Annotated in this window: 10 protein-coding genes; 6 read left to right on the top strand and 4 right to left on the bottom strand. The window is 66.5% G+C overall.

Annotated elements, in window-relative coordinates; genetic code table 11:
• Positions 1 to 86: 86 nt before the first annotated feature.
• The gene (locus ACVIJ6_RS32945) at positions 87 to 1,631 is read left to right on the top strand and encodes an outer membrane beta-barrel protein (protein WP_456776126.1); all 1,545 of its coding nucleotides are present in this window, start codon (positions 87 to 89) and stop codon (positions 1,629 to 1,631) included.
• A 13-nt stretch (positions 1,632 to 1,644) separates the two neighbouring features.
• Here ACVIJ6_RS32945 and ACVIJ6_RS32940 read toward each other — a convergent pair whose 3' ends face one another.
• From ACVIJ6_RS32940 to ACVIJ6_RS32930, 3 genes are all read right to left on the bottom strand, one after another.
• A complete protein-coding gene (locus tag ACVIJ6_RS32940; RefSeq protein WP_456776125.1) occupies positions 1,645 to 2,724 on the bottom strand; it encodes a D-TA family PLP-dependent enzyme in 1,080 nt (359 codons plus the stop codon).
• Positions 2,725 to 2,929: 205 nt separating this feature from the next.
• Entirely contained in the window at positions 2,930 to 4,750 is a 1,821-nt protein-coding gene (locus ACVIJ6_RS32935) for an ABC-F family ATP-binding cassette domain-containing protein (RefSeq protein WP_456776124.1), read from the bottom strand.
• Between the two features lie 3 nt (positions 4,751 to 4,753).
• Positions 4,754 to 5,251 (bottom strand): YaiI/YqxD family protein, encoded by a 498-nt coding sequence (locus ACVIJ6_RS32930; RefSeq protein ID WP_456776123.1) that lies wholly within the window; start codon positions 5,249 to 5,251, stop codon positions 4,754 to 4,756.
• A gap of 123 nt (positions 5,252 to 5,374) precedes the next feature.
• On the opposite strand from ACVIJ6_RS32930, the gene ACVIJ6_RS32925 reads away from it, so the two are divergent.
• Entirely contained in the window at positions 5,375 to 6,175 is an 801-nt protein-coding gene (locus tag ACVIJ6_RS32925; protein WP_456776122.1) for a hypothetical protein, read from the top strand.
• A gap of 513 nt (positions 6,176 to 6,688) precedes the next feature.
• On the opposite strand, the gene ACVIJ6_RS32920 is transcribed toward ACVIJ6_RS32925, so the two are convergent.
• Positions 6,689 to 9,064, bottom strand: a complete 2,376-nt coding sequence (locus tag ACVIJ6_RS32920) for a xanthine dehydrogenase family protein molybdopterin-binding subunit (protein WP_456776121.1) — start codon at positions 9,062 to 9,064, stop codon at positions 6,689 to 6,691.
• A gap of 201 nt (positions 9,065 to 9,265) precedes the next feature.
• On the opposite strand from ACVIJ6_RS32920, the gene ACVIJ6_RS32915 reads away from it, so the two are divergent.
• The 4 genes from ACVIJ6_RS32915 to ACVIJ6_RS32900 all read left to right on the top strand — a co-directional run bounded on the left by ACVIJ6_RS32915 (position 9,266) and on the right by ACVIJ6_RS32900 (position 12,094).
• Positions 9,266 to 10,339 carry a Ppx/GppA phosphatase family protein gene (locus tag ACVIJ6_RS32915; RefSeq protein WP_456776120.1) on the top strand — a complete coding sequence of 358 codons (1,074 nt, stop codon included), beginning with the start codon at positions 9,266 to 9,268 and terminating at the stop codon, positions 10,337 to 10,339.
• A gap of 239 nt (positions 10,340 to 10,578) precedes the next feature.
• Positions 10,579 to 11,274: an RlmE family RNA methyltransferase gene (locus ACVIJ6_RS32910; RefSeq protein WP_456776119.1), complete on the top strand. Its 696-nt coding sequence runs from the start codon at positions 10,579 to 10,581 to the stop codon at positions 11,272 to 11,274.
• 102 nt (positions 11,275 to 11,376) lie between these two features.
• Positions 11,377 to 11,652 carry a DUF3551 domain-containing protein gene (locus tag ACVIJ6_RS32905; protein ID WP_456776118.1) on the top strand — a complete coding sequence of 92 codons (276 nt, stop codon included), beginning with the start codon at positions 11,377 to 11,379 and terminating at the stop codon, positions 11,650 to 11,652.
• 82 nt (positions 11,653 to 11,734) lie between these two features.
• Positions 11,735 to 12,094, top strand: a complete 360-nt coding sequence (locus tag ACVIJ6_RS32900) for a hypothetical protein (RefSeq protein ID WP_041750700.1) — start codon at positions 11,735 to 11,737, stop codon at positions 12,092 to 12,094.
• Positions 12,095 to 12,131 lie beyond the last annotated feature (37 nt).

Genomic DNA, 12,131 nt, shown 5'->3' with positions numbered 1-12,131 from the left:
CGCATCGGCCCGATGCGTTGCCCGAGTTTGTTGTGAGACATGCGAAAGCGTCAGCTTTGGTTCGGGCGAAGGGGATCACGCGGCGATTGCTTGGCGCGGCTTGCCGCATCGTATTGCATTGTCTGCTGCTTACCATCACGCTTTCGGTCGACCGTGCTGCAGCCGCCGTCAGGGCTGAAACATTGCTGTTGCGGCCGGTCGCCGACGCAGACCCCTTGTTGTTGCGGCGGTTCAAATCGATCGATCCGCGGGAGAGCCTGGCGCGAGCCGTTCGCTTCGCCCCGGCCGCGGCGAAGCCGCTGCCCTTGCCGGGCGTGATGCTCGAAGGCACAGGATGCCTTGCCTTGATGCGGGTGCCCCCCAATGATGCCGCCCGGATCTGGCGCGCGTTGGTCCGTTGTCACATCAAGAGCCGGTCCGTTGCACCCAAGCGGCCGGTCGCGCCGGTCGTGCCGAAGCTGGAGGAGGTCGCGGAGGCTCCCAAGCCGGAGGAGAAGGCCGAGGATGAAGATCCCTTCGAACCGAAGGGAATCAAGGTCGGGGGCTTTGTGATCAAGCCGGCACTGGAGCTGACCGTCGGGGTCGACTCCAATCCGCTGCGGATGCCGCGGGGCGGCAGGCCGGCGCAGACGCGCTCTGTCGTCCACGAGCTCGAAATACGTTCGCAATTCGAGCGGCACGAGCTCAATGCGGATCTGAGCGTCGGTTACAGCCAGACGCAAGGCGTGCCCGTGCTCAACGCTCCGGCGGTCGATGCGAAGATCGATGGCCGCTACGACATCACGGATGATCGGTCGATCAATGGCGAGGTCCGGTATGCGCTCGATCCCGTCGACCGGGTGCTCGAAGCCCCCAGAGGCACCTTCGTCTCCAAATCCGGAGCGACATTGGGCGTCAGCCAGAAGCTCGACGACGTCAGCGTCTCGGTGAAGGGGCTGGTCGATCGGAGCACCTTCAGCGGCGCGCGCCCTGGCGATGACGCGCCGATCCCGAACAAGGACCGCAATTTCACCCAGCCTGCCGTGCAGACGCGCGTGTCTTACGCATTGTCGCCGCAGATCAGTCCGTTCGTCGACGTGACGCTGGACCGCAGGGTGCACGACATCCCGGTGGATTTCGGCGGCGTTAGGCGCGATTCCAACGGCACCGTGGTCAGCGCCGGACTGAGCCTGGCCTTTGCTGGACGATTGGCCGGCGAGATTGCGGTCGGATATTTGACGCGGCGTTTTGCCGATCCGATGCTGCCGGGGATCTCCGGCATGATCGTGAACGGGGCGCTCGTCTATCGGCCATTCGACAGGACGTCATTCGTCCTGGTCGGAACGTCCGACACTCTCGAGAGCGTCATACCGGGCGTGAGCGGGATCTTCCGGCGTGACCTGATCTTGCAGGCGCGGCAGGAATTCGATCCCCGTCTCAGTGCCACGTTGTCGTTCGGCTTTGGTCAGGACCGGTTCGCGGGCATCGTCCGGACCGACGATCGATACTCCGTTGCGCTTGGCGCCGTCTACAAGCTGTCGCGTGAAGTGCAGCTGAAGGCCGACGTCCGGCAGGATTGGCTGAGATCGACGATACCCACCGTCAACTCGATGGCGACGACGGCGACGGTGGGAATCCGATTCCAATACTGACAGACCTGTGAGTCTAGCGCAGCTTGCCCCTGGCTGCGACCGGCAGCGTTCCAAGGATCTCGTCGCCGCGGACCATCACGACCTCGTCCATCATGTTGACGACGACGCAGACATGGTTGGGGACGATGCGGACGACGTCGCCGACATTGGGCCGGGTGTTGCTGCGCGACAGATCAAGGAAGCCGTGCTCCTCGGCGAAGCGCGCGATCTTGGCCTCCGGATGCTCCAGGATCAGGCCGTGGCCGTCGAGCCCGCCGGTGTCCGTGGTCAGCGTCTTCGAGCCGGCATCGAGAATGCCGCGCTCGGGCGCGGCGCGGCTGACGACGGTGGAGTAGATGTGCAGCGCGCAATCGTCCCAGGTGGCGACGCCGGCGGCGACCTGCATGCGATCGTTGTAGATGTAGGTGCCCGGACGATGCTCGGTGGCGCCCGTGAGCTTGCCGAGATTCTTCAGGTTGGGCGAGCCGCCGGTCGAGACGATGGCCGCGTCCAGCCCTTCGGCGCGCACGCCGGCGAGCGCCTCGTCATAGAAGCGCTGCGCCTCGTCCCAGCCGGTCTCGGTCGGATATAGCATGAAGCCGGCAAAGCGCAGGCCCTCTGACGCCTCGATCTGGCGCGCGAGCTGGATCGCCTCGGCCGGCGTTTCAACACCAGCGCGTTTGCGCCCGGTGTCGCATTCGACCACGACGGAGAGCGTGCGGCCGGATTGCTTCGCCGCCTCCGGCAGGCCGGCGATGACGACCGGATTGTCGGCGGCGACCGTCATGTCGGCCTTGGCCTGCAGCGCGGCGAGCCGCGCCATCTTCTCCTCGCCAATCAGATTGTAGCTGATCAGGATATTGGCGATGCCGGCCTCCGCCATGATCTCGGCCTCGCCGATCTTCTGGCAGGTGATGCCGTGCGCGCCTGCCTCGATCTGCAGCTTCGCCAGCACGGGGCTCTTATGGGTCTTGATGTGGGGACGATTGGCGACGCCGGCCGCCGCGCACTGCGCCTGGATGCGCGCGATGTTGCGCTCGACCCTGTCCATGTCGATGACGGCGCACGGGGTGCCGTATTCCCTTGCGATCTTGGCGGCGAGCGGGGTGGTCATCTCATTCACTCCATGTTGCCGTCATTGCGAGGAGCGAAGCGACGAAGCAATCCAGAGTCCCATCCACAGCTCTGGATTGCTTCGCTTCGCTCGCAATGACGAAGAGAACGTAGGGTGGGCAAAGCGAAGCGTGCCCACCGTCTTCTGTTGCGCAAGACTGTGGTGGGCACGGCGCTGGCGCGCCTTGGCCCACCCTATGGCGCCGTCACCCGCCCTCGATCTCCTCGCGCAGCATTTCGAGCTCCAGCCAGCGGTCCTCGGCGGCGGTGACCTCGGCCTGTGCAGTGGCGAGGGCCAGCGACGCGGCGTCGAATGTCTTGCGGTCCTTCGTATACAGCGCGGGGTCGTCGAGCAGCTTCTGCTGCTTGGCGATCTCTGCTTGCAGCTTCGCAATGGTCTTCGGCAAGGTCTCCAGCGCGTGCTTCTCGTTGAAGGAGAGTTTGCGCTTCGGCGTGCTCGAAGCCGTCGCGGCAGGCTTGGCCGCCTTCTTCTCGTCGGCCGCAGCTGCGGCTGCCGCGGCGTGCTCGCGCTTCAGATCGGCGCCGCGCTGCACCAGCATGTCGCTGTAGCCGCCGGCGTATTCCTGCCATTTGCCGTTGCCCTCGGGCACGATCACTGAGGTGACGACGCGGTCGAGGAAGTCGCGGTCGTGGCTGATCAGGATGACCGTGCCCTCATAGTCGCCGAGCATGTCCTCGAGCACATCCAGCGTATCGAGATCGAGATCGTTGGTCGGCTCGTCCAGCACCAACAGGTTCGACGGCTTGGCCAGCGCGCGCGCCAGCATCAGCCGGCCGCGCTCGCCGCCGGAGAGCACCTCGAGCGGCGTGCGCATCTGCTCGCGCGAGAACAGGAAGTCCTCCATGTAGCCGACGACGTGTTTCGGTTTGCCCGCCACCATGACGTGGTCACCGCGGCCGCCGGTCAGCGCCTCCGCCAGCGTCGTTCGTGGATCGAGGCTTTCGCGATGCTGGTCGAGCGTCGCCATCTCCAGGTTGACGCCGAGCCGGACGCTGCCGCTGTCGGGCGCGCTGCCGCCGGTGAGCAGGTTGACCAGCGTGGTCTTACCGGCGCCGTTGGGGCCGACGATGCCGATGCGGTCGCCGCGCTGGATGCGGATGGAGAAATTGTCGACGATCTTGCGATCACCATAACTCTTCGACGCGCCCTTGGCCTCGATGACGAGCTTGCCGGACTTGTCGGCCTCGGCGGCGGCGAGATTGGCGCTCCCCACGGCTCCGCGATAGTCGCGGCGCTGCTGGCGCAGCGCATGCAGATTGGCGAGCCGCTTGACGTTGCGCTTGCGCCGGCCGGACACGCCGTAGCGCAGCCAGTGCTCCTCGTTGACGATCTTGCGGTCGAGCTTGTGCTGCTCGCGCTCCTCTTCGGCCAGCACCTCGTCGCGCCACGCTTCGAAGCCGGCGAAGCCGCGGTCGATCTGCTTGATCTGGCCGCGATCGAGCCACGCGGTTGAGCGCGACAGATTGGTCAGGAAGCGGCGGTCGTGGCTGATCAGCACCAGCGCGGAGCGCCGGCCGTCGAGCTCGTTCTCCAACCATTCGATCGTGGTGAGGTCGAGATGGTTGGTCGGCTCGTCCAGCAGCAGGATGTCCGGGTTCGGCGCGAGCACCCGCGCCAGCGCCGCGCGGCGCGCCTCGCCGCCCGAGACATGCGCCGGGTCTTCCTCGCCGGTCAGCCCGAGTTGCTCGACCAGGTAGCGGGCCTGGTAATGATCGTCGCCGGGCCCGAGCCCGGCCTCGACGTAAGACAGCGTGGTGGGATGGCCAGAGAAATCCGGCTCCTGCGGCAGATAGCGCACCGTAGCGCCCGGCTGCACGAAGCGCGTGCCGCTGTCGCAATCGACCAGGCCGGCGGCGATCTTCAGCAAAGTGGATTTGCCGGAGCCGTTGCGGCCGATCAGGCAGACGCGCTCGCCGGGCGAGACCGACAGCTCGACGCCCTGCAGCAGCGCCGTGCCGCCGAAGGTCAGGCGGATGTCTTTCAATTGGATCAGGGGGGGCGCCATGCTCTAGCTCTGTTGCTGCGGGACCCGCGCCGCGCGCTGGCGCTGCAGGCGGCGGATCGTCGTATCGAGGGTGGAGAGAAAGGTGGAGCGGTCGCGTGGGGTGAACGAGCGCGGCCCGCCGGTGACCTCGCCTGATGAGCGCAGATCGGTCATCAGGTTGCGCACCGCCAAGGTCATGCCGATCGACTCCTCCGTGAACGGCTTGCCGTTCGGCGCGATCACGGCGCTGCCGACCTTGACGCAGCGGCTCGCGAGCGGAATGTCCGCGGTGATGACGATGTCGTCGGCGCCGGTGCGCTCGGCGATCCAATCGTCGGCCGCGTCCATGCCGCTGCCGGCCGCCACGCGGCTGATCAGGGGATCGTCCGGCACGCGGATGAAGCCGCCGGCGACGACGATCACCGGCAGGCCGTGCCGGAGCGCGACGCGGTAGATCTCGTCCTTCACCGGGCAGGCGTCGGCGTCGACATAGATGCGGATCGGGGCGGCTTCGGTGGTCATCGGGCCTTTCATCGGGATGGCCGGTTGGTACTCCATCGCGCCAGGAATTGCGAGCCAAACGCTGCGCTTGCCAGGACCTTTCCGGCCGCTACCATCGCCGAAAAGGCTCAAAGGGAGGCAAGCATGACAGGCGGACTCGCGGCGTACGCGGTCGAGGCGTTCAACACGGCCAAGCAATCCGAGAACAAGATGCATGATGATGCCGTGGCGCGCCGTTTCGGCTTCGCCGGCGGCCTCGTGCCCGGCGTCGAGGTGCTGGCCTATATGCTGCATCAGCCGGTGGCCCGCTGGGGCCGGACATTCCTGGAGCGCGGGCTGATTGAGGTGCGCTTCATCAAGCCGGTCTATGATGGCGAGATCGCCGAGGTCAGGGCAGAGGAGGTGGGCGATGGCATGGGGCTCGAGGTGAAAAGCCACGGCCAGCTGTGCGCCACCGGTTCCGCGTCATTGCCGGCGGCAGCGCCGGATGTCGTGCTGGCCGAATACCGCGATGTTCCGCCGGCTGCCATGCGGCCTCCCGTCAGCGCGGAGTCCTTCGCTGTCGGCAGCTGGCTCGGCACCGCGCCACGCGCCTGGCCAGGGCAGGCGGCGAAGCTGTATCTCGATGAGATCCGCGAGCGCGACCCGCTCTATGCGAACGACCGGCTCGGCCATCCCGGCATGCTGCAGCGGGTGATGAACCGGCTGCTGGTGGACAATGTCGTGCTCGGTCCCTGGATCCACGTCGGCAGCCGGATGCAGCTGCTGTCGGTGATCGCCGAGACCGACGAGATCACAGCACGGGGACGGGTGGTCGCCAACTACGAGAAGAAGGGCCACCGCTTCGTCGAGATCGACGCGCTGGTGGTGGCGAACGGCACGCGTCCGCTGGCGCATTGCCACCATGTCGCGATCTACCAGCCGCGCGCGCAGGCGGCGGCGTAACGGCTCGACCCGGAAAGAGGCAGGCGGCCTTCCCCGACACAACCGTCATGCCCGCGCAGGCGGGCATCCCGTACGCCGCGGCGTCTCGGCTCAATCACGACCGTCTCGGAGTACTGGATCGTCCGCTTTCGCTTTCGCGGACGATGACAGCGGAGTGTGGGGCGCGCTGCTTGCCCCATACTCCGTCATTGCGAGCGCAGCGAAGCAATCCAGGGTGGCGGGCGGGACTCTGGATTGCGTCGCTGCGCTCGCAATGACGCCGTGTTTCGACAATCACTCGTCGTGGCCGGGCTTGTCCTGCCTGTGCGGACGATAACGGTTGAGCGTGCCGCGCGGCCATATCGGGCGACATGAGAGGCACGCTGCCTCCGAACAATCACTCGTCATGCCCGGGCTTGTCCCGGGCATCCATGTCGATCGTCGTCGGGACTCGTGGATGGCCGGGGCGAGCCCGGCCATGACGGAGGAAAGAGCGAGGAATCGCCTCCGCGTTCGCGCTGAAGGACGGCGTGCTCACGCCGCCGACTTCGCCTTGCTCTCCTGGATCGCGCGCCAGATCTTCTCGGTCGTCAGCGGCATGTCCAGATGCTTCACGCCGTAGTCGGACAGCGCGTCGATCACGGCGTTGATGACGCTCGCCATCGAGCCGGCGCAGCCGGCTTCGCCGCAGCCCTTGGTGCCGAGCGGGTTGGACTTCGCCGGTACTGGGTGATTGTCGACCGTCATCATCGGCACGTCGGAGGCGCGCGGCAGCGCGTAGTCCATCAGCGATCCCGTGATGGGCTGGCCGCTCTCGTCGTAGCGCAGATGCTCCATCATCGCCTGGCCGATGCCTTGCGCGACGCCGCCATGCAGCTGGCCCGCGACGATCATCGGATTGATGACGGTGCCGAAATCGTTGATCGCGGTATAGGCGACGATCTGGGCGACGCCGGTGTCCGGCTCGATCTCGACCTCGCAGACATGGCAGCCGTTCGGGAAGGTCGACTCTGTCGCGGTCGAATTGTGGTCGACGTCGAGCGAGGCCGGCAGGCCCTCGGGCATCTTGCCCTCGCGCATACGGCGCGCCAGCTCCATGATGTCGATGGTGCGGTCGGTGCCGGCGATGGTGAACTGGCCGCCCGCGAACTCGATGTCGGCCTCCGAGGCCTCCAGCAGATGCGCCGCCGCCTGCTTGCCCTTGGCGATGACGAGCTGCGACGACTCCACGATGGCCTGGCCGGTCGCGGTGATCGAGCGCGAACCGCCGGTGCCGTTGCCGAACCGCACGAGGTCGGAGTCGCTCTGCTCCAGCCGGATCTTCTCGAACGGCACGCCGAGCTGCGCCGACAGTACCTGCGCGAACGGCGTGGCATGGCCCTGGCCGTAATCGAGCGTGCCAGTGGTGAGCGTGACGCCGCCATCGGCATCGAAGGTGATCTTGCCGAGTTCGCCCGACGGCGGCGCGGTAACCTCCAGATAGGAGCCGACGGCGATGCCGCGCAGCTTGCCATTCTTGCGGCTCTCGCGCTTGCGCTTGGCGAAGCCGGCATAGTCCGAGACAGCGAGCGCCTTCTCGAACACCGCGGCGAAATCACCCGAGTCATAGGTGACACCGGAGGCCGCCGGGAACGGCATCTGGCTCGGCTTGATGAAGTTGCGCTTCCGGATGGTGAGGCGGTCGATGCCCATCTCACGCGCGGAGGTGTCGATCAGCCGCTCCATGAAGTAGTTCGCCTCGGGCCGGCCGGCACCGCGATAGGCGCCCATCAGGGTGACGTTGGTCAGCACGGTCTTGATGTCGACGCCGAGCAGCGGCGTCTTGTAGACGCTGGCGAGGTTCTTGCCGGTGTTGAGCGACAGCGGCAGCGGCGCCACGCCCATGATGTAGGCGCCGAGATTGCCATAGCCCGACAGCCGCACGGCAAGGAACTTGCCGTCGGCGTCCAGCGCCAGCTCGCCATGGATGATCTGGTCGCGGCCCTGGCTGTCCGACAGGAAGGCGGTGGTGCGCTCGTCGCGCCACTTTACCGGACGCCCGAGCTCTCTGGCCGCGTGCAGGATGCAGACATATTCGGGATAGGAGACGTTCTTCATCCCGAAGGAGCCGCCGACATTGGTGGTGAGGATGCGGACCTTGTCCGGCGCGACGTTGAGGATTTTGGCCAAGGTCGCCTTGTTGCCGGACACGCCCTGGGTCGGCACCTGCAAGGTGAAGCGCTCGGTCTTGCCATCGAACGCGGCGAGCGCCACGCGCGGCTCCATCGACACCACGGCGACGCGGGTGTTGACGATGTCGAGCCTGGTCACATGCGCGGCCTTGGCGAACGCCTCGTCGATCTTGGCGGTGTCGCCATAATGGTAATCGAGCGCGACGTTATTGGGGATGTGATCGTAGAGCTGCGGCGCGCCGGGCTTGGTCGCCTCCTCGGCGTTGGTGACCGCGGGCAGGGGCTCGATGTCGAGTTCGACCGCCTCGGCCGCGTCGCGGGCCTGGGCCGCGGTCTCTGCCACCACGAAGGCGATGGGATCACCGACGAAGCGCACCTTGTCGGTGGCAAGCGCCGGCCGATTGGTCTGCAGCAGCGGCGAGCCGTCCCGGCTCTTCAGCGGCAGGCCGCAGGTGAACGGGCCATAGGCGGCCGCGGCGAGATCAGCACCGGTCCACACCCCGAGCACGCCCGGCATGGCCTTGGCGGCCGTGGTGTCGATGCCCTTGATGATCCCATGGGCATGGCTGGAGCGGACGATCCAGGCATAGGCTTGGCCCGGCAGGTTGAAATCATCGGTATATTTGCCGTGACCGCGGACCAGCGTGTCGTCCTCCTTGCGCCGGACCGGCTGCCCGACGCCGAATTTCTGCAGCGCGATCGCGTTTTCGAGGGAAGCCGGCGAGGTGTGATCTTGCATGGATGAACGATCCGGGAGGCTGGATGAGGCGCAAAAGCGGGCTGTTCCCAGATAGTGCAGCCCCCGCGGCCGGACAACGGTTGATTAGGAATGGTGCATCACGCCTGACGGAGGGGCTGTTGCGCCGGGGCTATCCACTGATAATGTCTCACGAAAGAGAACTTCCATCTGGGCCGGTTCGGCCAGCGGAAAGACATTTGAATGATCAATGACACGCGGCTGCGGGAGGGTCCCACGCCGCGCGGGAACCTGGAGCCCGGCTTGCATCCGGGTCTGGACGTCGCGTCACAGCCCTGCGCCAGCAATGGCGGCAGCGTGTATGCGGCCCTGGACCTTGGAACCAACAATTGCCGGCTCCTGATCGCCTGTCCCTCGGGCGACAGTTTTCGCGTGGTCGACTCCTTCTCGCGCATCGTCCGGCTGGGCGAGGGCATCTCGACCACCGGCTGCATCAGCGACGCGGCGATGGATCGGGCGATCGCCGCCCTCAGCATCTGCCGGGACAAGATCCAATCCAAAAAGGCCAGGCGCCTGCGCCTGATCGCGACGGAGGCCTGCCGCGCGGCGGCCAATGCGGAGGGGTTCCGCAGCCGGGTGGCGGCAGAAACCGGCATCGAGCTCGAGGTGATCGATCGCGAGACCGAGGCGGCGCTGGCCGTGAAGGGCTGCGCGCCGCTGCTGGATCCGTCCGGGCGCGGGGCGATCCTGTTCGATATCGGCGGCGGATCCAGCGAGTTGGTCCGGATCGAGCGTGATCCTTCCGACCGCAATGCCGAGCCGCGCATCAAGGCGTGGATGTCGATCCCGCTCGGCGTCGTCACGCTGGCCGAGCGTTTCGGCGGGCGCGACGTGACGCCTGAGATCTACGCCGCCATGGTCGAGGACGTGGCCGGACATGTCGGCCCGTTCGCGGCGGACAACGGCGGAGATCTCGCCGGCATGCACCTGCTCGGCACCTCCGGCACGGTGACGACGCTGGCGGGCATTCATCTCAACCTCGCACGCTACGACCGTCGCCGGGTCGACGGCATCTGGATCAATGACGCCGACATCACCGCGACCATCGCCAAGCTGCTGGCGATGAGCTACCAGGAGCGCGCCGAGAACAACTGCATCAGCATCGACCGGGCCGATCTCGTGCTGGCCGGCTGCGCCATTCTCGATGCCATCCGGCAATCGTTCCCGCTGCCGCGGCTGCGCGTCGCCGATCGGGGCCTGCGCGAAGGCATGCTGGTGGAGATGATGCGCGAGGACGGTGCGCTCCGAACGGCGTAGATTGTTCACCCTCCCCTGGAGGGGGAGGGTCGGCTCACATTTGAGCAACGCGAAAATGTGAGACGGGGTGGGGTGAGCCACACGGGCGGTGCCGCTGTGGCTCACCCCACCCCGATCGCTCGCTTCGCTCACGATCGACCCTCCCCCTCCAGGGGAGGGTGGATGCCCAATCTGCTGTCGTCGCCTCGTGGATCGTTCGGTCCTGTCGACGCAGCGGAGGTCACGACACAGAGACCCACATGGCAAAAGACACCACTGGCCGCATGCATGTGCAGGTCAAGACCGGAGGCAAGCGCAAGCTGTCCTCGAAGCTCTGGCTGGAGCGTCAGCTCAACGATCCCTATGTCGCGCAGGCCAAGCGCGACGGCTATCGCTCGCGCGCGACCTACAAGCTGATCGAGATCGACGACAAATATCACCTGCTCAAGCCCGGCATGACCGTGGTCGATCTCGGCGCGGCGCCCGGCGGCTGGAGCCAGATTGCGGCGCGCCGGGTCGGCGCCGAAGCGGGCAAGGGCAAGGTCATTGCGATCGACCTCCTGGAGATGGGCGAGGTCCCCGGCGTCACCTTCACGCAGATGGACTTTCATGCCCAGGATGCGCCGGAGAAGCTGCGGGCGATGCTCGGCGGCCGCGCCGACGTGGTGATGTCGGACATGGCCGCCAACACCACCGGCCATCGCAAGACCGACCAGCTGCGTATCGTCGGCCTGGTGGAACTCGCCGCGCATTTTGCCGGCGAGGTGCTCAAGCCCGGCGGCAGCTTCCTCGCCAAGACCTTTCAGAGCGGCGCCGATGCCGAGCTGCTGGCGCAGCTGAAGCGCGATTACGCCACCGTCCGCCACGTCAAGCCGGCCGCCAGCCGGCAGGATTCCTCGGAACGCTACGTGCTGGCGATGGGCTTTCGCGGCGGAGAGCAGGCCGAGCTGTTGTAATGGCGTCATTGCGACCGTTGCGCGCTGACGATACAGAGCAGATGCAATCAAGGTCTCGGGAATCGGCTTGCGCCGACGAGACGCAAATTCCGGAGGTCCTGCATGCGTGTCCTGAGCTGGAGCGCCCTCGCGCTCGGTTTGATGGTCGGGGTCGTCGTGTCGGGCCCGGCTCGCGCCCAAGCCTACGATCCGCGCTATCCCGTGTGCATGAAGGTCTATGAAGGCGGCCGGTGGGGTGGCGAGTGGATCGACTGCAGCTACACGTCACTGCCGCAATGCCGCGCAACGGCGTCGGGCCGGGCGGCGATGTGCGACCTCAATCCGTTCTTCGCACCACCGCCGCCTCCGCCGCGTCGCGCGCATCGGCGGCATCACTGAAACATTTCATGACGGAACGGCCATTGCCGTGCCGCGCGTTCAAGCTCAAGATCCGAAACATCCAGTCCAGCGGGCCGCCTTGATGCCGCATCGTTTCATCGTTTCGATCGTGACGCTCCTGCTGCTGTTGCCCGCGATCGCGCTCGCCGCGCCGGCGCATAAGCGGAAGGCGCAGCGCTGGCAGGGCTACGGCTTCCTGCCCGGCTACAAGCAGCCTCCCAATAACAGCCTGCCGCTCTATGCGGACAAGGAGGCGATGCGCAACGGGCCGCGCGGCAACCGCCGTCACTGGTACATCGACGGCACGCCGAAATACCTGCTCTACAACGGCGAGTGGCACTATTTCGGCCAGCCCGGCTTTTACCGCGGCCATTACAATGGCGGCAGCTTCGGGCCATGCTGGACCCGCACGCCAGTGGGCATGGTCTGGACCTGCGGCTAAGCCCCGAGCCGCCATCGGCGCCTGCCATGCTGGCAGG

The organism is Bradyrhizobium sp. USDA 4369, from assembly GCF_054056435.1.
This window is presented reverse-complemented; position numbering and strand designations above follow the sequence as displayed.